Source organism: Rhodococcus sp. P4_E4 (assembly GCF_056401575.1).
This window is the reverse complement of sequence record NZ_JBFUJB010000036.1, coordinates 1-20,668: the sequence shown is the minus strand read 5'-3', so window position 1 is coordinate 20,668 and position 20,668 is coordinate 1. Positions and strand designations below refer to the sequence as shown.

The following is a 20,668-nucleotide window of genomic DNA, read 5'->3' as shown; positions in this document are numbered from 1 at the left end:
CAACCCGACCGATCCGACGACGAGGTGCACGCCGACCATGCGCATACTTCTGATCGACAACTACGACTCGTTCACCTACAACCTCTATCAGTACATCGGTGAGGTCAACGGCGCACCACCGACCGTGGTCCCCAACGATGCAGACTGGACCGAAATCGGCGTCGACCAATTCGATGCGATTATCATCTCGCCCGGGCCCGGACGACCGGATCGACTACGCGACTTCGGAATCAGCCGAGACGCCATCGTCGACAGTGGCCTCCCGGTCCTGGGTGTGTGCCTCGGGCATCAGGGAATCGCGCATCTGTTCGGAGGCCGGGTCGAGCTCGCCCCCGAACCGGTACACGGCCGCGTCTCACAGATCGAGCACCACGCGATCGAACTGTTCGAAGGGATGCCCTCACCGCTCGCCGTTGTCCGCTACCACTCGTTGGCTGTGACCGAACTGCCGCCGGAGTTGGAAGCGACGGCCTGGACTGCAGACGGCGTCCTGATGGGTTTGCGGCACCGCACTCAACCGATCTGGGGTGTTCAGTTTCATCCCGAATCGATCGAAAGCGACCTTGGCCGTGAGTTACTCACCAACTTTCTCGCCCTCGCCAGAGGCGTGCGGGAAGATCAGCAACCTGCACCGGCGGACTACGAGATCCACCATCGCCGCCTCGACGGGTTGGCCGACGGTGAACTGATTTACCAGGAACTCAGTCGAGGACAGAGAACCGCGTTCTGGCTCGACAGCAGCGCTGTCATCGACGGGACATCAAGGTTCTCCTTCCTCGGCAACGCCGACGGCCCCCTCGCCGAATATCTCACCCACGACGTCAGCACCACCACCGTCTCCATCCGCACCGCTGACGGTCAGACCAGAGGGGTGCGGTCCACGTTCTTCGACTACCTGGAAACCCAACTGGAGCAACGTCGAATCCCGGTCCCTGAAGGGTTGCCCTTCGAATTCAACCTCGGATACGTCGGATATCTGGGGTACGAACTGAAATCGGAAACGATCGGCGAGGACGCACACACAGCTGAAACCCCCGACGCGGCAATGATATTCGCGGACCGCATGATCGTGCTCGATCACCTCGACCGCTGCACCTATCTCCTCGCATTGAGCCGCGACGGCTACACCTTTCCTGCGAACGAGTGGCTCGACGAGACAACAGCGCAGTTGGCGACCTTCGCCACGATCTACAGCGACCGCACCCCCATACCGCTCTCGGCAGGTGACCCCGACGTTCACAGCTTCGGGCTCGAAGTGGAACTGCGGCACCAGAAACAGGTCTACCTCGACCGCATCGACGAATGCCTCACCGAAATCTCGCAGGGCGAGTCGTACGAAATCTGCATGACCAACATGCTCAGCGCACCCTCGGACGCAGATCCGTTTGCCGTCTACCGAGCCCTCCGCAGCATCAGCCCCGTCCCCTACGGGGCACTCCTCGAGCTGCCGGAATTGTCGGTCCTGAGCGCCTCACCTGAGCGCTTCCTGAGCATCACCGCCGGTGGATCCGTGGAATCGAAACCCATTAAAGGGACCAGACCGCGGGGGAGGACCGCCGCCGAAGACCGTGTGTTGCGCGAGGATCTCCTCGCCCACGAGAAGGATCGCGCCGAAAATCTGATGATCGTGGACCTGCTCCGCAACGACCTCAACCAGGTATGCGACATCGGATCCGTGCACGTGCCCCTGCTGTTCGACGTGGAAACGTACGCACCAGTCCATCAGCTCGTCTCTACCGTGCGCGGCACCTTGCGCCGTGAACTGTCCGCAGTCGACTGTCTCCGAGCGGCCTTTCCCGGCGGCTCGATGACCGGCGCTCCCAAACAACGGACGATGGAAATCATCGACAGACTCGAAGATGGCCCACGCGGGGTGTACGCGGGTGCACTCGGATGGTTTTCCCTCGCCGGAGCGGTCGATCTGAACATCGTCATCCGCACCCTGGTCATGGCAGACGGGCGGGCGAGCTTCGGTGTCGGCGGCGCGATCGTGTCGATGTCGGACCCGCAGGAGGAGTTCACCGAAACGCAGGTCAAGGCGAGGGCCTTGCTCACGGCACTGAGCAGCGCCGCCGTATCCGACTACGTCGCCGACGCTGTATGAACGCGCCCGAACGGTACGTAGTCGTCGGCGGCGCGGGAGCGGTCGGGGCGATGATCGCCGGCCTGGCGCGCAGCCGCGGGATGGACACACTGGTCGTCGACTCCACCAGTGCCGTCGACGGACTGCACGCCGACATCACCGCACCCACGGAAGAATTGAGGAAGATCCTCGAATCCGCCGACGTCGTCGTTCTCGCGGTCCCGGAGGACGTCGCCGTCGCGGCGCTGCCGGTGATCACCTCCGCGATTCGGCCGGGAACACTACTGGTCGAGACGCTGTCGGTGAAAACCGTTCTCACCCCGCACCTGTGCGGGCATCAGAACATCGAAATCGTCGGCATCAACCCACTGTTCGCGCCGTCCCTCGACCTCCACGGCCGCTCGATCGCAGTCGTCGAAACAGGGGCCGGTCCACGGTCCGAGCGATTCCTGCGTCTCCTCACCGACCGCGGCGCGAGATTGCTGTTCACCACCGCCGACGAGCACGATCACGCTGCTGCGACCACACAAGCGCTGACACATGCGGCGGTATTGAGCTACGGACTCGCCCTCGCCCACAGTGGGTGTGAGATGGCCACCCTCCGCGACTTCGCCACCCCACCGTCGACGATGCTCACTGCGCTCCTGGCGCGCATGACGGTGAACCGGCCAGAAGTCTACTGGGACATCCAATCCCGCAATCCCCGTGCCCGCCGCGCACGGGCCGAACTGGCAGAGAGCCTGCGAAGCATTGCCAACGCCGTCGAATCCGATGATCCCGCCCAATTCGCGGCGCATCTCGCCACCGTCGAAACCGCGTTCGGCGAGCACCTGGAGTGGTACCAGCGGATCTGCGCCGACACCTTCACCCATCTGTCCGATACCCCCGAATCCGACTTGATCACAACGGAAGTGACTGCCGATGACTGACCACACCACCGCTGTCGACGGACTCGAACTGCTGCGCAGCGAACTGGACGACATCGATGCAACCTTGCTCGACACCCTGCGCCGCCGTCTCGAATGCTGCATCCGGATCGCACGATACAAAGCCGAACACGACATCGCAATGATGCAACCCGCCCGTGTAGGCCTCGTGAAGGACCGCGCCGCACATTTCGGCCGGGAACACGGCATCGACCCCGCTTTCCTCGTCACCCTCTACGGCGTCATTATCGACGAAACGTGCAGAGTCGAAGATCTGGAGATCGCCGATGCGACCGCACACTGACGGCCTCGACAGACTCGCACCTGTCGACGGCACCGACTCCACAGGTGCGCTGCCGGTCGCCGGGTTCCTCACCGAACGGCGGGGCGTCGTCGCGCAGCAGCCGGTCTGGCCCGACGTTCACGCGGTGGCACTCGTCGAGGACCAACTCACCAGCATGGCTCCCTTGACCGTCGACCATGAAATCGAGGCGCTCGCCGGTGGTCTCGCCATGGCGGCGCAGGGCCGAGCGCTGGTCTTCCAGGGCGGAGATTGCGCGGAGCAATTCGTCGACGCGCGCAGAGATCTCGTCCGCCGCAAAATCGATCACCTGCAGGGGCTCAGCGCCGTGATGCGCGCGAGTGCGCAAATACCCGTGGTGACGATCGGACGCATGGCAGGTCAGTACGGCAAGCCGCGTTCATCCCCGACCGAAATGAGTCGGTCCGGAGAGCTGATCGCCTCGTACCGCGGGGACGCGGTCAACTCCTCCGAACAAGATGCCGCTGCCCGCGTCCCGGACCCGACACGGCTGGTGACCGCCTACCGGTGCGCGGCGACGATCCTGGACGAGCTCAGGCAGTCCTGGTCGGGTCGCGATGCACTCGAGCGTGTGTATGCCTCACACGAGTTGCTGCTGATGCCGTACGAATGCCCGCTCGTGCGGGAAGGTGCCAGCGGCACGTACGCGGGGTCGACACATTTCGGGTGGATCGGTGAGCGCACCCGCGGACTCGACGGCGCCCACCTCGAATTCGCTCGGTCCGTGACCAACCCCGTCGGAATCAAACTCGGACCCAGCGCCACTCCGGAGGAAACCGTGGCGATCAGTCGGCGACTCAACCCTGACGGCGTTGCCGGTCGACTGACGTTCATCGTGCGCGCCGGGGTGGGCCGCGTCGGCGACATGCTGAGCCCTATCGTCGATGCCGTCGCGGCGGACGGACGTCCCGTCGTGTGGATCTGCGATCCGATGCACGGCAACGGCTACGTCCACGACGGGGTCAAGACCCGCGCGTTGACGTCGATCGTCGACGAAATCACTGCCTTCCTGCGGGTCATGCAAGCAGCGAGGCAGTGGCCTGCGGGTCTGCATCTGGAAGTGACCCCCGACCCCGTCACCGAATGTGTGGCCAGGGTCGAGGGTGAACACTCCTTTACCGACTACCGTTCGACCTGCGATCCACGGCTGAACGCAGAACAGTCCGCCGAAGTCGTCTCCCGCTTTCTTTCGCTGCTGTAGCCGCCGTAACTCAGGAGAAGGCGTCGACGCCGACCGCGTCAACGGAGTAAAGCCACAGGCGAGCGGCCTCGTCTGTGTCGGAGGCGTAGTCGCGGACACCAACGAACGGGCGGTCCTCGGTGGCGGGAGCGGCGATGTCGCAGTCCTCGAGGTACAGGCCACCGAGGCCGTTCAGGTCGGGTGCGGTCGACGCCCACACCGCGGTCGCCGCCCCTTGCTCGGCGGTCTTGAAGGAGCTGTTAACTGGACTCCCGTCGTCGTCGATCCAGCCGAAATCGACCATTTCCTCGTGCGGGAGATGCCGTAGCAGCGGTGTCATGATCGACCCCGGATGTAGCGAGAACGAGCGGACTCCATGCGCACGACCCAGAGCGTCGAGGTGGACGGCGAACAGGGCGTTGGCGGTCTTCGACTGCCCGTACGCGAGCCACTTGTCGTATCCGCTCTCGAACGGCACATCCTCCCACCGCATCGGCGAGAAGTGGTGGCCCGAGGACGAGACGGAGACGACACGTGAAGCGCCCGCCGACACCAAGGCGGGGAACAAGTAGTTCGTAAGCGCGAAGTGACCGAGATGGTTGATCGCGAACTGAGCATCCCAGCGCCCGATTCGGCTCAACGGGCAGGCCATCGTGGCAGCGTTGTTGATCAACATCTCCAGCGGCCGACCAGAGGCCAAGAACTGCTCGGCGAACTGCCGAAGAGAGTCGATATCAGCCAGATCCGCGTAGCTCACGCTCACTGCGTCACCGAACTCGGCGAGAGCTGTCCGCGCGATATCAGGTCGACGAGCAGGGACGACGACGTATGCCCCTCCATTGACGAGAGCACGAGTGATCTCGATACCCAAGCCGGAGTAACCGCCGGTGAGAACCGCCGTCTTCCCACTCAGGGCTGTGTTCTCGATGATGTCCGCGGCACGGGTGTAGCGCCCGAAGCGGGTGCCCAACGAACTTTGTCGTTTCAGTGTCACTGGGGTGAAGCCTCTCGTCGGTTGAAATTTCAGGTAAAGGCGGTGAGGGGAGTGGGTCAGCTGGCGGCGAGGTGCTTGCTCTGCATCCACCGCGCGACGACACCGGCGCGGCTCCGGACGCCGCAACGATCGAACACCCGTTGTAGGTGGGACTCAACGGTTTTCGGTGACATGCCGAGTAGGCGTGCAACTTCTTTTCCGGAATAGCCCTCGGCGACCAGTTCGATGATCTGTTCTTGGCGCTTACTTAATCGCATCACGGTCGCCTCGTGCGAGGGTGTGGTCGGACGCTGCGGGAACGACGCACGTCTTGCATCCATTGATGAGGCGGGGGTCAGTGCGGTGTTGGTCGTGTTGTTGTCAACAGACATTTTCCGAGTTCTCCATGGTCGCTGTAGTGGAACTCACTGAGGACGTATCGCCGCACTGAACAGTGAGTTCGCGTGAAAGAGGCAGGGGCAGAGCTCCACACACCTGTTGGCGCTGGCCCTCGGTACGACGTGAGCGCGCGGTGACTGCTGAGCGTGCACAGATCAGTCACCGCACTCACAGATCCTGGTTTCTGGTCAGGCGGGGACAGATTCGTGGACAGACGCTGGTCGCCGCCACAGAGACAAGGTGGCTGCGCCGATGACGATCGCGAGTGTCACCAGCGCGGCGCTCGTCCAGAGCGGGGCGCGGTAGCTCAGACCCATGCCGATCGCCAACCCGCCGAGCGCCGGTCCCAGTGCAGCACCGACGTTGAACGCGGCCGTCGCGAACGATCCACCCAAGGTCGGTGCCGCGTCGGCGGCGTAGAGCACCTGGGAGATCAAAGTCGAGCCGACCGCGAAGGACAAAGCGCCCTGCACGAACAGCATCACCAATGTCACCGCGGGGTGGGATGCCGTGAGAGCGAAGACGATCCATCCCGTCAACAGTGCTGCGGACCCGACAGCGAGCAGTTGGAACGGCCGGGTGTCGGCGAGCCTGCCTCCGACGCTGACACCGATGAACGATCCGAGCCCGAACAGCCCCAGCAGCAACGGAATCCAACGGGAGTCGAAACCGGAGATGTCGGTGAGCGTGGGCGCCATGTACGTGAACGAACAGAACGTTGCGCCGTTGATCAGCGCCCCGAGGACAAGAATGAGCTGGAGCTTGCGTGAGCGCAGTGAGGACAGTTCACGCTTGGCATTCGGTGTGGACTCTGCAAGCGGCTCGGCCGGGGTGGCGAACATAATCGCCACCACTGCAGGGGCGGAGATGACGACGACAGCCCAGAACGCTGCACGCCAGCCCCACATTTCACCCAGGAAGGCGCCCCCGGGAACACCGGCTACACATGCGATCGTGACACCGCCGAGGAGGACGGACGTGGCGCGCCCTTTCATGTCGGCGGGCACCATCGCCATCGCCGCCCCCAGGGCCACTGCCAAGAATCCGGCATTGGCGAGGGCTCCCACGATGCGTGTGACCAGCAAGACCTCGAAGCTGCTGGTGAGCGCGCCGATGACGTGGACCAGCATGAACGTGATGAGGAATGTCAGAAGGGCGCGTCGCCGGGGCCACCGCATGCTGGCGATAGCCATCAACGGAGCGCCGATGATCATCCCGACCGCGAAGGCGGAGGTGAGGAGTCCGGCGGCGGGGACCGAAACCCCGAGGTCACGGGCCATGTCCGGTATGAGTCCGGACAACATGAATTCGGATGTGCCCTGGGCGAAGACAGCAAGCCCGAGGACGTAGATAGCGAAAGGCACTGCGAGACTCCATAAAATCTGAGGATGGTCAGGGAGGCTGCGCGGCGGCACCGGAAGCTCGATTCGATGAAAGGAACTGGTAGCCGCGAAGCGGGTGACCTGACAGCGTCACAGTGCGAGATGTGCGCAGCCGAGGCCAGACTCGAAATTCAGACGGTAGAGGTGTGCCACTGATCGCAAACAACAAGGGAAGGCCACACGAGAGCGTGACGTTCGGGCGCGACGGGATGTGGCCACCGGACTACCTCCGGTGGCTAGAGTCTGGACGCCTTCGGGCTGGACATGGTCTTGAACCTAGCAACGCCACTGGTCGATGTCCAACTGAAATGCCAATACAGGTCGGTTTCCAAGGTACGGATGTCGGACTAGGTGAGTGAGGTGGAGGTTTCGGATGCGTCGACGATTCAGACCCGGCAATACGTTCGTTCTACTCGATACAAATAACGGCACGCTGCTAATGATCAGCAATCTGCAGGGCGCCGTGGACAGGAGGTGACGACATCTGACGTGTCGAATACTGGAGGGCGCCATCGAGTCTTCGAGCCTGCGATCGGAAAGAGTCCGGCAGTGGTGAATCCGTGGGTAGCAACGACAAGCAAAAATGCTCCCAGCGCACGCGATCCGGCCATCTGGAGGTGCTCGCGAGCATGATGGAGAATGTCAACCCTCAACCAGTTGTCCAACTCACAGGACCGTCTCCGAGGTTCGATAGCGCCGAGTACGGACTAAAGGTCGCGGTCCGGGTAAGTCGATAGCACACGGCTCCGAGGGTGCAATGCCGGAATTTTTTGACCGTGCAGGTCGTATGCGACCAGACCGGCCGAATCACTTCAGCGTTGACATTCACCCTCGAATTACTTTTCGCACAAATGATTTGCAGATAAGGAACTTTATACGAAGAAAGTGGTCAACAGTGCGTTGCCCGTAGCCGCTCGCCGATACGGGCGCCATAGCAGTGGTAACCGTTGAGGCCCTCACAGGCATCGAGCAGGTAGGCGTCGCAGAGTGATCGGTGATCGAGACGCGATTCGTCTGACCTGTGGGAGCCGTCAAACTCATGACCTCACTGTGAATAAGTGGACTCGAAAACTCGCAGCCGGTCGAAACGACTCTTACCGAACTTTTCCGTCCAATGAAACACTCAGATCGCACGAACCATGGAGCGTACAGCGGCCCTACGCCATAACAGGTTCGCGCCACACTACGGGACCCCAACGGTCGGGCAATCGGTTCTTTTCCGGTCAATCCGTGGCTCGCCGTACCTGCCCCCGATTAGCGACACGCACAGTGGCGGGTTCGGATGGATAACATCCGAGGGCTTCCCAGCGCAAAGGTCATGTGGCGATACCTGTGGTGGGAGAGAAGTAGAAGTGCTGCCACACGTAGGACGAGTGCTGCAATGACTGCGGCAGATTCCCACGAAATGTGAGGTGTGACCGTACGTGAAACGGTAAGTGTGCAAACCGGAATCGCGGCGACGGTGCGTTGCCATGACAAGGCGGTCCGTTCGATTTGCGCGCCATGGTCTTGGGCGAGATGCAATAGAGCTTTCCTGCGACGGTCAGGGTCAGCAGTAGTACCGCGGTCCCCTCAGGCTTCCCGGTATGACGGTCACAGCCACGGCCGTAAGGGCGCGGGTAGGGGCCTGTGTTCGTCTGAGTGCTCGCTCATTCCTCCACCACCGGCGCAAGCCGCCAATTTCGCAAATCAGTCCAAAGGTCACGGAACAGAACGCGGACGATGAACTGTGTCCGACGACGGCGATGTCGTCGAGTGCGTCGAGCGCCACGCCTAGTGCCAGGAAGGCCAATGGGATGCGAATCCACGCCAGCAGGGTCCGCCTATTCGCGAGGCTAAAGCGCGGATCAGGCTCACTACCAACGGATTAGAGAATTACTGGCCAGCTGCGGTCGGAATTTTCTGCTTATGGGGTGATGATCAGTTCCATGTCTAACTTCAAGTCTATGTGGAGTTGGTCCAGCACCTAAGCGATCTCAGTCGGTGAGAGTTCGGCTGGAAGGGGCCAGATGAAACTACGAGTCGTGAGTTGGACTCCGAAGTCTGAACACTTTACGGGGAGCCTGGCGGCTATTGCCTCGACATCGGTAGTCAAGTACGTCCATTCGAGGTTGGCGAGTTTCTAGAACCGTCATGCCCGCTACGGATCAAACTGACCGTGTCGGCACAATGCATCTCGACCGTCGTGAGCGCATGACTCGGCGAACAACATAACCGGCGGTCGCCGCGTACCCATTCTCGTGAGCACGCTTGTGAAATCGATGTAGAGCCGATATACCGTCAGATCCGGATTTGTTCCGCGGATCGATGTGGATGACGAATTCGAGGCGAATGCAGAAACTCCCCGCCAGCGTTTGGTTCCTGGTCTATGGTCTAATTGCGTCATTGGCGCACCATCCGGAAACCGCAATTGCCCGTGGATGATTCAGGTGTATTCGCTGAGCGAGCGGCGAGCCTGTATCGGTTGCAGTAGCTGTGGTGGCACAGGTACGAACCGCCTCTGGTGACACGCGAGGCACCGTCTCGTGGGCCAAGGGGGTTCTGTCGGGGCGAACGGCGGTAGTACGAAGGTGAGAACCAGTCGGCGCACCATTCCCACACGTTGCCGCAGACTTCGAAAAGACCGAAATCATTCGCAGGGAACGAGCATACCGGTGCGGTTGTCAGGAACCCGTCGGAAAGGGTGTTGGATTCAGGGAAGCGACCATGCCAGATATTGCATCGATCCTCACCATCTGGAGTGAGCTCGTCACCCCAGGGATACCTCCTGCCCTTGTGCCCGCCGCGTGCGGAGAATTCCCATTCGGCTTCGGTCGGAAGCCTTCCACCTGCCCAGGAGCAGTAGGCAGCGGCATCCTGCCACGAGATGTGCACGACAGGGTGGTCTCCGAGGCCGGCCTCCGCCCAGTGGGATCGGCCGTTTCTTTACGTTTCCGCCGGGTGGCGAAATTCCCTCAGGCGCTCGGCACGAATCCGCACGACGGTGAGTAGCTGTATAATTGCTTCACTTGACGCGAAGGTGACGAAATTTCATGTCGCACCGCCGGGTTGGAAGTTTCGGGTGATTTGTGCCACTCCCTTCGATTTTTTGTTGCGGATCTAATTACTTCCCAGCTACTTTTATGAGGTCTCCAAGCTTTCGGACGCCAAACTCGGCCACCGAAGAGCTTCCAATCAAGATCTACCGCAGAATCGTGCGCCTGCTAGTCGCAAGTGCGGCGTTGTTGGCGCAGTCGGTTCCCGTCCATGCAGTGAGGATGCCCGATGAACGCGGATGCAGATTGTTCCAGTTGGGTCGGTATAGACCCGCTTCCTGGCCGCACAGCGGATGCGGGGTTCTTCGCCGCAGGGTATCGAGTTCGAGCGGGAGATGTCGATCCGTCGATGCGGCTTCGGCTCGACGGTGTCGCTCGGTATCTTCAGGACGTCGCTAACGACAACCTTGCCGCGACGTCGTTCGGATCCACCGACCCTTTCTGGGTGGTTCGACGAACGGTTATCGATGTGTTGCAACCGATTTCGTGGCCGGCGTCAGTTCGTCTGGAACGGTGGTGTTCCGCACTGTCCACCCGGTGGGCGAATATGCGTGTCCGGCTCACCGCCGAGCACGAGACCGACCGACTCAATCCTGCTCCTCGACCGAGCGGGCTGATCGAGACAGAAGCGTTCTGGATCAACGTCAACGAGAACGGGGTGCCGTCGCGGATCAGCGACGAAGGATTCGACAGTTTGGCCTCGATGAATAATCAGCACCGGTTGCGTTGGCGCTCGATGCATCACGCCGATCCAGAGGCGTTCGGAGACGAATCTTCGATGCCGGACCGCATGCATGTGCTGCGGTCCACCGATTTCGATCCTTTCAAGCACGTGAACAACAGTGCCTATTGGGCGGTCGTCGAGGACGAGTTGGTCGATCACCCCGATCTAGGCGGTCGCCCTCACCGCGCTGTCATCGAATATCTACGTCCGATAGCTCCCGCGTCCCAGGTCATTGTCCGGCGCCAACGCGTGGATGCGGAACTACGAATCTGGCTGATCGTCGAAGGGCAGATCGCTACTACGGCAACAGTTACCGCGCTCTGACTTTTCTTTGATCACAGTCCATTTCGGTCACCCGCTAGCCTTGCTTGCCCGGTTCGGCCCCCCTTCCGAGGCGGTCCTTCCCGAGGCAGCGGCCCGACCGAATACTTCTACGCCCTGGAGCCTTTTTCATGCAAGGAAATCTGAATCGCCGACGGCTGCTAAGTCTTTCGGCATTGATCCCGATTGCGTCTGTGGGAATGGCCGGTACGACCGGTTTCGGCACCGCGGTGGCGGCACCCGTGATCGCAGACCTCCCTGTGCCACTGCTGCCTCAATTCGATCAGGCGCCGTGGGGCCGGCAGGCGGCGCTCGTACAGGCGAAATCGGCGTATACGTGGACCGAAGACCTACCGTTCGTTCCCGGGATTCCGGCGGCGTATTTCGTTCCGCTCGACTCTTTTCCGACGATCGAGTGGCTTCTCACCGGCGTTGACACCGTCGTGACGATGGCCCTCAACCTCATCGGATCCATCATCCCCCAATTCAATGCAGCGGCAACAGGAACGCTCGCCGATCCCGAGCAGCAACTGCTCGCGATACGGCAGAAGTCGGCGGATGCAAACATGCGCTTCACCGCGCTGGGAAATGGCAAGTACAACGAACTCGGCGATCGCCCCTCAGACGCGTACGTCACAGCCACCCCGGAGGAATCGGCTCAGGCGACCGTTCTGCAGGCCGAGGCGATGGACTTGTTCCAGCAAGTACAGCTCGTGCTGAGCAATCTCCGAACCAATGTCCAAGCACTGCTGGAATCGAACCAGAGCATCGGTAGTTTCGGAACGAAAGACGGTCTCGCGCAATACAACGCGATGTGGCAAGGGATGCCCATCCCCGACGTCGCTGAAAATCTCCACGACGACGAACTCTTCGCGTTCCTTCGCATCGGCGGGTTCAACACCAACGTCATCGAACGGGTCGACAGGGCACTTCCCGACAATTTCCCCTTGACACACCAGCAGTACCGCGACGGTCTCGGAGTCGACGACGATCTCGATACCGCGATCGCTGAAGGGCGTTTGTTCATCGTCGATTACGTCGAGCTGGGCAAGATGGCTCCCGAGCACGCCACGTACAAAATACTCACCGGCGATGGTTACAACTCGGCCCCGATCGCGGTCTTCGCTATTGCGCCGGGAGGCGGAAAACTGCAATCGGTAGCGATTCAATGCGGCCAGAATCCTGCGACAGCCCCAATCTTCGTCCGGCCCAAACCCGATGATCAGCAGAAATATTGGGGATGGCAGATGGCGAAAACGGTGGTCCAAACCGCCGATTTCAATCACCATGAAATGCTGGCACACCTCTCACGTGCCCATTTCGTCTCGGAAGTCTTCGCGTTGTCTACCCACCGCGCGTTCGCCCCGAACCATCCCCTCTCTGTGCTGCTGACCCCCCACTTCGAGGGCGACATCTTCGTCAACTTCCTCGCCGCGACGATCATCATGCCCCCGAATCTGTTCGCCGACATCATCCTCGCCGCCCCTTTACCCGACATTGTCGAAACAGTCGGCAAGGACCGGTTGAACTGGGATTTCTACGAACGGATGCCGCACCGGGATTTCGCACGCAGAGGCCTCGACGATGCCGGCACCTTGCGCGAGTTCCCCTACCGTGACGACGCATTGTTGATCTGGGAGGCCATCGAGAACTGGATGGACGACTACGTCCGCGTGTACTACACCAGTGACGCCGATGTGATCGCAGACACCGAGTTGGCCGCGTGGGTCGTAGAGGCCGCATCGATGGGGAAGATGAAGGGTTTCCGTGAGATCACATCGGTGGACCAGTTGATCGAAGTTCTCACCATGGTCATCTACACCGCCAGCGCCTATCACGCGTCCGTGAACTATCCGCAGTCCCACCTTATGACGTACGCGCCCTACACCGCGGGGATCGCCGCAACCCCGCCGCCGACGAGCACTGACGGGCTCACGGAAGCGGATTGGATCAAGTCGCTGCCGAATCTCCTGACTTCACTGGCACAGTTCTACTTTCTCAATGTTCTCGGCACGATCTACTACCGGCCCCTCGGGGACTACCGCACCAACATCTTCCCATTTCCCCCGTCGTTCGGTGATCCTCGGATTGCCGAGACCGGCGGCCCGTTGCACCGCTTCCGCAAGGATCTCGCTGCCATCGAAGCCGAGATCAATCGGCGCAATCAGTCGAGGTCACAGCCTTACGAATACCTGCTGCCGAGCAACATTCCGACCAGCACCAACATTTGAGGACACGACATGTCTGCTTCATCCCGCCGCCGCACGACCGCTGCTGCGCTCGCACTGGCAACAACGTTTGCCATATCAGCCCCCATGACTGCTGGTGCGGAAGAGGTGGCTGCAACACCGCCGACTCCTTCCTATAGCGGTCCCGCCGGGCAGTTGTTCATTCCCGAGGTCGACAACGACACGGTCGCCGTGATGGACACGACCACGAACACGATCACCGAGCGGATCGACATCGATGCACCCCTCGGCCCTTCGCGTCCTGCCGTTCTCGCCAAGACTCCCGACGGCAGCAAGGTCTACACAGACAATTTCAGCTTGCTCGCGCCCTCGATTTCGATCATCGACAGGAAGACCGGTACGACACGGACACTGCCCGTCGAATCTGTTCCATTGGGAATCTTCACTTCCGCTGACGGCAAAGAAATCTACATCCCGGAAGTAGGCTTTGTGGTCGAGGTCCTCGACGTTGCCACCGACACCATCGTGCGCCGCCTCCGCTTCAACGACATTCCGGCCGGGGCGATGGCAGGTCCGGACGGGTTGATGTACGTCGGCTTCGGCAGCGGGTTGATCGGCGCCTATGACCCTATTACGGGCGCGACCGTCAAACCACCGATCTGGAGCGGTGGCCTCGCCACCTTCTGGTACTCCTTCACCCACGACGGAAAAAAGCTATACACCGATACGATCAACTCGATCGGGGTCATCGACGTCGAGAAGTGGGAACTGACGAAAACCGTTGCTACCGAAGAAAATGGTGTTGGCGGGCTGATGAACCCCGGCGCGTTCACCTCCGAGATCTCACCGGACGGTAAAAAACTCTATGTCACCCGGTTCGGGAAGAACGGTGTCATGGTCTTCGACACCGCCGACGAGCGACTCCTCGGCGTCATCCCGACAGAAGGAGACGTCATCGGTATGACCTTCAGCGGCGACGGCACCCGCGGATACATCTCCGACGCGGGTCACACTTCACGCAACATCCCCGGCCCCATCGGCGAGGGCATCACCTTCATGAACTTGATCACCGTTGGATTCCTCGGACCGGGCCGGCTCATCACGTTCGACCCCACCGATGATCACATCCTCGACACCACCCCCACCGCCGCGGGTCCCGGAATCCCTGCCTGGCTACCCGATCTCCCCTGACTGCAACGGACGCTGTTCTGACCGACGCTGTCACCCTCGACGCAGCGCAGCCTGCTACGCGCTACCTACGGAAATGATTCGATGTCCAACCGAAACACGCTCAGTTCGACAGCCACACGACTAACGGCAGCACTCCTGACCGCTGGCGCGGTGCTTGCAGCTCCGTCCCTCGCGCAAGCGAATCCGTCCATTCCAGGCAGTACCACCGGAGCAGACGGAGCGATCTGGATGCCGAACTACGGAAACGGATCTGTCGTCGTTTTCGATCCTGAAACCCTCGACGTGGCGGCCACCATCCCCAACGTGGGTGACCACCCCCTGGTGATCAAGGCACTGCCCGACCATTCGAAGATGTTCGTCGGAAATTTCGGTCCGGCAAACTGGAACGTCTCGGTCATCGACATCGAATCCCAGACGGTCATCAAACAAATCCCTACCTTCGGCGCCGCGTACGCAGTCTCGCAGCTCTCCCACGACGGTCGGTTCCTTTTCGTCCCCACTTCACTGTCGGTGATGCAGGTCATCGACACCCAATCCCTCGAAGTGATCCGCACGCTTCCCATCGCGCTGCCGCCCGGGCCCGCCCACCTCGAAATCTCCCCGGACGGCACCGCGGTGTACGTATTCTCCGCGGTCGGGACAGCAACCAAATACGATGCCGTCAGCGGCGTCATGCTTGCACCACCGATCTTCCTCGACGGCTTCTTTCCAGGCTGGGGCGCATTGAGCGTGGACGGAAACACGATGTACGCCGTAAACTACATTTCCGGCTTGACCACCATCGACACCCGCACCTGGCAAGTGACGAAAGTGCAGCAGATGCCGATCGCGGCCGGACCACTCTCGGCCACACTCACACCCGACGGCACCCGCCTGTGGATGTGCAACTACATGAACAACGAGATCTTGGTCTTCGACACCGCCACCGGTGACATCGTCCAAACCATCACCACCGACCAGGCACCGGTATACGTCGGCTTCTCCTCCGACGGCGCCAAAGCCTATGTGAGCCTGGTGGACGGATCCTCCGGCCTGCCCGCGCAACTGTACTTGGGATTCGTCCCCGGGGGTGGCCAGGCGGCTCTGGCAAACGCATACGCCGCCAACCTCATCGGTCTGGAAACATCGCTGGCGTCCTACGACACCGCAAGTGGAACAGTCATCGACTCGACCACCATCAAGGGTGCACTCGTTGCAGGCGTCTACCCCGGATGATCAATCTGACATACCTACACTCGACAACCACACGGGACTCCGATCAATTCGTCATGTCGGGTCTATCTCGCCAAGGTGTTTCGGCCCAATGCCATTAGTAAGCTGCCGACAACGGCCAACGATCGGCGAACGTGATCGTAAATGCCTTCCGAGCGGACTTGCGCCTCATAATCCATGAGGTCTGAGCCTTGCCCGTCGGGTCTAGAGAACGCGTCACCGAATAGAGGCATTTGAGTGCGGCGGGCTCGTTAGGAAATGGCCGCGTGCCCTCACGGCCCGACAGTATCGGGCGTTGTGGGACAAGAACGCGTTGGTGGAACACAGGACTCGACGTATGTCGATGTCGTAGTCGAGGAACGTGTGAATTCCTGCCGGGCAATAGTTCACAGCTAGATGGTCTCCGGATATCTCCCACCCCACCATTCGGTGGAGTCGTCGAACGCAGCCCGAGCGGCGCCCTCGGTCGGTGCCGCGAAGGATCGTTTTGAGATCGTGTTTGATGCAAAAACGGTTCTGCCGAAACGCATTTCGGATAAAATGGATCCAACACCTCTGGACTACGGCAGCCGGCCACGCGCGCTCGACGACGTCCGAGAACCCTTTCGATGCGTCGTAGACCAGGAGAACACGCCCCGAGTGCCCCGATTCCGAAATCTACCAGGGCGGACATCCAAAATTGGGTGCCCTCGCCGCCTGTTGATGGCCAAGTCGGAGCACGTCAAGCTGGCTGTCGAGGCTTACGCCGATCGCGGCGTAGATCGGCCGGCTCGCGACCTGCCAGTCCAAACGGCTTCCAGGACGGTTTTGGTGAACTGTTTAAGCAAGCCGTCCGGCCTGGTCAACGACAGGACCTATTTCCTTCGCCAACCTGATCAACTCGGCGGCCGCCGCAGCTTCCGTGGGGATGCTCGCCCTATTTCTTCGTCACATCTTCCCGTGTCGTCATCACGGCACCTCCCTCACTGAGCATGCACTCAGCGTGTAGCGCCGAAACGCCGAATAATAAACAGTCCCTTTATATCTGGCTGGTCGGGCCATATCGGGATACCCCGATATGCCGTTGCTCCTCGCGGTAGTAGAGCAGGTCTTCAGCGAGAGTACGGCTGCGGCGTTTGTCTTTCCCGTCGTGTTTCGAGGCGTACGACTTGTGATGCGGTAGTGCTGCGATTCGCGGAGTGAGAACGTGAAATCTGCAGACCGGTAGGATGATCCGTAGTCAGTGATTACCTGTGCGATGTGGGTGATTCCCTGTGCGGCGAAGAACAATCGTGCGTTTTCATGAAGTCGATGGCTGCTGCAGCGGTTTCGTTGCCGCTGGACACAGCGCACGCCAGGTGGCTGCTTCCCGTGCATCGCGAGTGGCAGATAGGTGGAGCCGATTCGGGCTTGCTTCGCCCGGATCTTGCGCCGTTGTGATCGTTTGATCTGTGCGGAGTCCGCGGCTGTGGGCACGCCAATCCGCCGCCGTCCGGGATCTTTCCGACTTTCCTCACATCATTGTGGACCATCTGGCCTGGTTGTTTGGCGATAATGACCTGGGTTGCGACTGTTCTCGCCGTTCGGGTCGATGAAAGGCAGCGGTGCGATCCAAAATTCCGCAGGATTTCACCGGAATCCGCGCGACGTGTATGGCGGCGTCGGCTGCCCGGAGGGCAATAACGATCGCATCGGTGAGCAGTTCGAACGTGATCCGTGAGGGTGACTATGTCCGGGTCCGTCGCCATGGAATCGATCTCGGCCACGATCCCCGCCGCTGTGGCGGTCGCTGGTGCGCCGGAATCGGTCCTGTGGTCCCAGGTCACCGTACTTGCGGTGACGGGTGACTTACTTCGAGGCGCATTGCCGAGATCTCAGCAGAGACATGCGCTACCGGGCGAGTTCGGCAGCGTGCGTGCGCGATGCTCGCGGGCGTGACGTGTGCGGCGAAACGGTAGACGGCGACGGCTTTCGACGAGTCGCCGCCGTCCCTCGACAGTCAGTGGAGCATTATGATGTGTCACAGGGCTGGTCCTACTTGGTTGAGAACGGTGGTGTCGCAACTCGCTTTCTCGCGCTGAGGACCGGCCCTCTACCACAGTCCCGCATCAGCCAGCGATCTTTTTCTGCTATTTCGCTAACGCGGAATGGGAGTGGACCAATCAGGGGAAAATTCCCGCACCTGGACCAATGCGATCGATGTATATTCGCTTGATCTGCTCGAAGGTAGATTTGTCGTAAATCTCCAAGTAGCCTTTCGCGGGGATGTTCGGCGCCGCACCAGGGTCGCCAAGTCCATAGTCTGCGATAGTTGCATAGAAGATGTCGTCATTCGATTTTGAGAATGATACATAGGACGGAGATCCTTTTGTTTTGATGGTTTGCAAAATCAAACCGGTCTTCGTGTCGAACACCTCAATATTTTGCGCAGCATAGTTTGCCAGCCACAGCTGTGTGCCATCTGGCGTTAGGGTTCCGGATACAGGGACTTCAAACGTCGAAAGCTTGAAGGTTTTGCTGATCGTGAATGAGGTGGTATCTATTTCTGCAACTGAACCAAGAAGATTGACTGCGTAGATATAGCGCCCGTCGCGACTTTGCGTACCCCACCCGCCAGGCCCCAGGGTGAGCTGCGCCCCCACGGGTTGGCCAGACTGCATATCATACTTGGTGATAATTCCGGTACCGGTATATGTATAGAGGAATTTCTCGTCCGGCGAAACTTCTATATGTACGACTGTTGGAGGTAGAAGAGTGGGAATAGTGCGAACAACCGTATCGGTTGTTGTGTCAAGAACTTGGACGACCGACGCCGCAGTAGGAATGTAAAGATTTCTGCCGTCGGCCGATAGCTGAATGACTGCGAACGGTGGCCCCAGAGTTTGCACTTTCCTGACGTTGCCGGTCTCCTTGTCGATAATCGACAACGCGGATTCAGCCTGCAAACCGCGGCCGTCATTACGCAACCCGACGCCCAGACTCGAAACGTAGAGCTTGCTGTGATCGAACGACTCCTTGACGACGAGCGGTCCGGGACCAACCGGGAACTTCTGCTCAACTTCTCCGGTTTCGATATTGAGTGCCCGCACCGAACTGTCCGCACCGAACGGATAATCGGAAGGTATATAGGCAATTGCCGGATCGCTGCTGCTTTCGCCAGGGCCTAGCGGTTCGGCACTAGCAGGTAGCGCAATCGCCCCAATGGCAACGAGAGAGGCAAGCACGGCAGCATTCCACCGTATGCCACGAAAAATCCCCAACGCTTTTACACGCGGGTGGTGCGTGTTACGGGCAGTTGCGCGTTTCATTTGTCTCCATTTTCGATGTGTCATCGATCAAGGTGAAATCTATTTGTCTGCTGGCTAGCGCCGATAGGTTAGAGCCGAGTTGTTGTGCGCCCGGACGGGAAAGTGTGATGGTTGGTGTGGCCAAGGAATTGCTGTCGCTAGTGCTCCGGTTCGGATGCGTGGTCGTGTGGATGCCAGCGAGACGATGCGGGCTGCAGTCGAGGCGTAAACTGGTTCGAATGAACACAATAGGTGGGGGATTGCCGTCCGCCGCTTGGCGCAGGAATCGCGTCACCAGCGCCCGTACTTCCTGCATTGAATCTCGAACCGTTCCGCGTTAGAGTCTTTTCGTGAGGTGTTTTCTCATTTGATTCGACGTGTGACAGGGTTTCGGACAGCTTAGAGAATTTTACCTAGTTTTCCCAAGAATTATAGTCTGGAGAAAATCTTCAAACTGGTTTTCAACCGATAAATCATTCGTGTGACGCGTGTGCGGAGAATGAAAAAGCCCGATAAGCATTGCGCAATAATTAGACGCGAGGAGTCTCGCGGATGTGGATTTGCGAATTTGCCCGGCTGTTATCGCGTCATCGAAGATATTTTCGATGCGTTTCTCCCACTCATAATAGAGCCTCGGAGTTGTATCGAGTTCCACTTCGGTGCTGAGTTTAAGCCCAGCTCGGTACAGTGGGCTGTGTGTGCCGAGATGCGTGAGCGAACGGCTGAGGATATATAATTGATCAAGTGGCGAATTTGCGGTACTCCAAATCTGCTGTTCAAGTTCATATGTGGCTTCTGCCCAGCGCTCAGCAATCTCGCAAGCGACGCTCGATTTTGTCGGAAAGTGATAATAGAGAGCGCCTTTGGTGCTTGTTCCAGCATCGATGATTTCGTTGATACTGGTCGCTGCATATCCGGAGGTTTCGAAAACGGTTGCTGCGCCGATGATGATTCGCTCACGAGTTTCCTTCGCGCGCTTCTGGCTAAATATTTTATCGCTTCTTTCCTCGGGGCTCGATGCGTCACTCATGTAGAGGGCCTCCTCTTTTATGTGGCGTGCAGATCGTGTCCGATTGCGAATTCGCTATTCTGGCCTTGGCACGATAGAAGATTTGGTGCCATTTCGCGTGATGCGAGAAATTGTTCAACTCGCCGCGTGTTCTTCCGGCGCCAGTGAATTGCCCGGTGCGATGTTCGAGCAGTTGTTCGGCGCCGGATTCCCGTTGAAACGGTCGTTGAGCCAGGTGATGGCGCCGGGGAGCCAAAGCGCGCCACCGGGAACGTGACTGATGGTGTCGTACTGGTCGTACTGGATCGACAAACCTGCGTCGCAATAACGAGTGGCGAGTGTGCGGACGTCCCCGGCAACCATGACTCCGTCGCCAGGGCCGACGCCGGGTCCACCTGGCTGGGTGCCCTCGAGGGCTCCGTTTGCGGCTTGAGCGATGAACATAGGGATGGTGGG

General features: G+C 60.0%; 17 protein-coding genes and 3 pseudogenes. 10 read left to right on the top strand and 10 right to left on the bottom strand.

Annotated features, from left to right (window positions below):
• Positions 1–37: 37 nt before the first annotated feature.
• From pabB to AC1DVN_RS29765, 4 genes are read left to right on the top strand one after another with little or no spacing between them, the layout of a single operon-like run.
• A complete protein-coding gene (pabB, locus tag AC1DVN_RS29780) occupies positions 38–2,104 on the top strand; it encodes an aminodeoxychorismate synthase component I (protein WP_477994705.1) in 2,067 nt (688 codons plus the stop codon).
• Positions 2,101–3,012 carry a prephenate dehydrogenase dimerization domain-containing protein gene (locus tag AC1DVN_RS29775; protein ID WP_477847786.1) on the top strand — a complete coding sequence of 304 codons (912 nt, stop codon included), beginning with the start codon at positions 2,101–2,103 and terminating at the stop codon, positions 3,010–3,012. Before pabB ends, AC1DVN_RS29775 begins: the two co-directional genes overlap by 4 nt.
• The gene (locus tag AC1DVN_RS29770; RefSeq protein WP_477847787.1) at positions 3,005–3,313 is read left to right on the top strand and encodes a chorismate mutase family protein; all 309 of its coding nucleotides are present in this window, start codon (positions 3,005–3,007) and stop codon (positions 3,311–3,313) included. Before AC1DVN_RS29775 ends, AC1DVN_RS29770 begins: the two co-directional genes overlap by 8 nt.
• Positions 3,297–4,532 (top strand): 3-deoxy-7-phosphoheptulonate synthase, encoded by a 1,236-nt coding sequence (locus tag AC1DVN_RS29765; protein ID WP_477847788.1) that lies wholly within the window; start codon positions 3,297–3,299, stop codon positions 4,530–4,532. The genes AC1DVN_RS29770 and AC1DVN_RS29765 overlap by 17 nt, the downstream gene beginning before the upstream one ends.
• A 10-nt stretch (positions 4,533–4,542) precedes the next feature.
• Here the strand turns inward: AC1DVN_RS29765 and AC1DVN_RS29760 are convergent, their stop codons facing one another.
• From AC1DVN_RS29760 to AC1DVN_RS29735, 6 genes and pseudogenes are all read right to left on the bottom strand, one after another.
• Positions 4,543–5,505 (bottom strand): oxidoreductase, encoded by a 963-nt coding sequence (locus tag AC1DVN_RS29760; protein ID WP_477847789.1) that lies wholly within the window; start codon positions 5,503–5,505, stop codon positions 4,543–4,545.
• A gap of 56 nt (positions 5,506–5,561) precedes the next feature.
• A complete protein-coding gene (locus AC1DVN_RS29755) occupies positions 5,562–5,876 on the bottom strand; it encodes a response regulator transcription factor (protein WP_477847790.1) in 315 nt (104 codons plus the stop codon).
• 195 nt (positions 5,877–6,071) lie between these two features.
• A complete protein-coding gene (locus AC1DVN_RS29750) occupies positions 6,072–7,247 on the bottom strand; it encodes a Cmx/CmrA family chloramphenicol efflux MFS transporter (RefSeq protein ID WP_477994700.1) in 1,176 nt (391 codons plus the stop codon).
• Between the two features lie 1,272 nt (positions 7,248–8,519).
• A complete protein-coding gene (locus AC1DVN_RS29745) occupies positions 8,520–8,789 on the bottom strand; it encodes a DUF202 domain-containing protein (RefSeq protein WP_477847792.1) in 270 nt (89 codons plus the stop codon).
• Positions 8,790–8,814: 25 nt separating this feature from the next.
• Positions 8,815–9,126 (bottom strand): annotated as a pseudogene (locus AC1DVN_RS29740) (YidH family protein); the annotation flags it as partial.
• Between the two features lie 521 nt (positions 9,127–9,647).
• Positions 9,648–10,175, bottom strand: a pseudogene (locus AC1DVN_RS29735) (formylglycine-generating enzyme family protein); the annotation flags it as partial.
• Positions 10,176–10,529: 354 nt separating this feature from the next.
• On the opposite strand from AC1DVN_RS29735, the gene AC1DVN_RS29730 reads away from it, so the two are divergent.
• The 4 genes from AC1DVN_RS29730 (at position 10,530) to AC1DVN_RS29715 (ending at position 15,940) form a co-directional block, all read left to right on the top strand.
• Positions 10,530–11,348, top strand: a complete 819-nt coding sequence (locus AC1DVN_RS29730; RefSeq protein WP_477847793.1) for an acyl-[acyl-carrier-protein] thioesterase — start codon at positions 10,530–10,532, stop codon at positions 11,346–11,348.
• A gap of 197 nt (positions 11,349–11,545) precedes the next feature.
• The gene (locus AC1DVN_RS29725) at positions 11,546–13,576 is read left to right on the top strand and encodes a lipoxygenase family protein (protein WP_477847794.1); all 2,031 of its coding nucleotides are present in this window, start codon (positions 11,546–11,548) and stop codon (positions 13,574–13,576) included.
• Between the two features lie 9 nt (positions 13,577–13,585).
• Entirely contained in the window at positions 13,586–14,725 is a 1,140-nt protein-coding gene (locus AC1DVN_RS29720) for a YncE family protein (RefSeq protein WP_477847795.1), read from the top strand.
• A gap of 81 nt (positions 14,726–14,806) precedes the next feature.
• A complete protein-coding gene (locus AC1DVN_RS29715; RefSeq protein ID WP_477994698.1) occupies positions 14,807–15,940 on the top strand; it encodes a YncE family protein in 1,134 nt (377 codons plus the stop codon).
• A 213-nt stretch (positions 15,941–16,153) separates the two neighbouring features.
• Here AC1DVN_RS29715 and AC1DVN_RS29710 read toward each other — a convergent pair.
• Positions 16,154–16,846: pseudogene (locus tag AC1DVN_RS29710) on the bottom strand (transposase).
• A gap of 372 nt (positions 16,847–17,218) precedes the next feature.
• Here AC1DVN_RS29710 and AC1DVN_RS29705 point away from each other — a divergent pair.
• Both AC1DVN_RS29705 and AC1DVN_RS29700 read left to right on the top strand, forming a co-directional pair.
• The gene (locus AC1DVN_RS29705) at positions 17,219–17,356 is read left to right on the top strand and encodes a hypothetical protein (protein ID WP_477847797.1); all 138 of its coding nucleotides are present in this window, start codon (positions 17,219–17,221) and stop codon (positions 17,354–17,356) included.
• A gap of 288 nt (positions 17,357–17,644) precedes the next feature.
• Positions 17,645–17,854, top strand: coding sequence for a hypothetical protein (locus tag AC1DVN_RS29700; RefSeq protein WP_477847803.1), 210 nt, complete (start codon positions 17,645–17,647; stop codon positions 17,852–17,854).
• A 224-nt stretch (positions 17,855–18,078) separates the two neighbouring features.
• On the opposite strand, the gene AC1DVN_RS29695 is transcribed toward AC1DVN_RS29700, so the two are convergent.
• The 3 genes from AC1DVN_RS29695 to AC1DVN_RS29685 all read right to left on the bottom strand — a co-directional run.
• Positions 18,079–19,224, bottom strand: a complete 1,146-nt coding sequence (locus tag AC1DVN_RS29695; RefSeq protein ID WP_477847798.1) for a YncE family protein — start codon at positions 19,222–19,224, stop codon at positions 18,079–18,081.
• Positions 19,225–19,612: 388 nt separating this feature from the next.
• Positions 19,613–20,233 carry a TetR family transcriptional regulator gene (locus AC1DVN_RS29690; protein ID WP_477847799.1) on the bottom strand — a complete coding sequence of 207 codons (621 nt, stop codon included), beginning with the start codon at positions 20,231–20,233 and terminating at the stop codon, positions 19,613–19,615.
• Between the two features lie 114 nt (positions 20,234–20,347).
• The coding region (locus tag AC1DVN_RS29685) for a lipase family protein (RefSeq protein ID WP_477994696.1) at positions 20,348–20,668 on the bottom strand (321 nt) is incomplete at its 5' end.

Coding starts and splice junctions, on each gene's coding strand:
- pabB (WP_477994705.1), top strand. CDS start 38: ATGCGCATACTTCTGATCGACAACTACGACTCGTTCACCTACAACCTC.
- AC1DVN_RS29775 (WP_477847786.1), top strand. CDS start 2,101: ATGAACGCGCCCGAACGGTACGTAGTCGTCGGCGGCGCGGGAGCGGTC.
- AC1DVN_RS29770 (WP_477847787.1), top strand. CDS start 3,005: ATGACTGACCACACCACCGCTGTCGACGGACTCGAACTGCTGCGCAGC.
- AC1DVN_RS29765 (WP_477847788.1), top strand. CDS start 3,297: ATGCGACCGCACACTGACGGCCTCGACAGACTCGCACCTGTCGACGGC.
- AC1DVN_RS29755 (WP_477847790.1), bottom strand. CDS start 5,876: ATGTCTGTTGACAACAACACGACCAACACCGCACTGACCCCCGCCTCA.
- AC1DVN_RS29730 (WP_477847793.1), top strand. CDS start 10,530: ATGAACGCGGATGCAGATTGTTCCAGTTGGGTCGGTATAGACCCGCTT.
- AC1DVN_RS29725 (WP_477847794.1), top strand. CDS start 11,546: ATGGCCGGTACGACCGGTTTCGGCACCGCGGTGGCGGCACCCGTGATC.
- AC1DVN_RS29720 (WP_477847795.1), top strand. CDS start 13,586: ATGTCTGCTTCATCCCGCCGCCGCACGACCGCTGCTGCGCTCGCACTG.
- AC1DVN_RS29715 (WP_477994698.1), top strand. CDS start 14,807: ATGTCCAACCGAAACACGCTCAGTTCGACAGCCACACGACTAACGGCA.
- AC1DVN_RS29705 (WP_477847797.1), top strand. CDS start 17,219: ATGAAGTCGATGGCTGCTGCAGCGGTTTCGTTGCCGCTGGACACAGCG.
- AC1DVN_RS29700 (WP_477847803.1), top strand. CDS start 17,645: ATGTCCGGGTCCGTCGCCATGGAATCGATCTCGGCCACGATCCCCGCC.
- AC1DVN_RS29695 (WP_477847798.1), bottom strand. CDS start 19,224: ATGAAACGCGCAACTGCCCGTAACACGCACCACCCGCGTGTAAAAGCG.
- AC1DVN_RS29690 (WP_477847799.1), bottom strand. CDS start 20,233: ATGAGTGACGCATCGAGCCCCGAGGAAAGAAGCGATAAAATATTTAGC.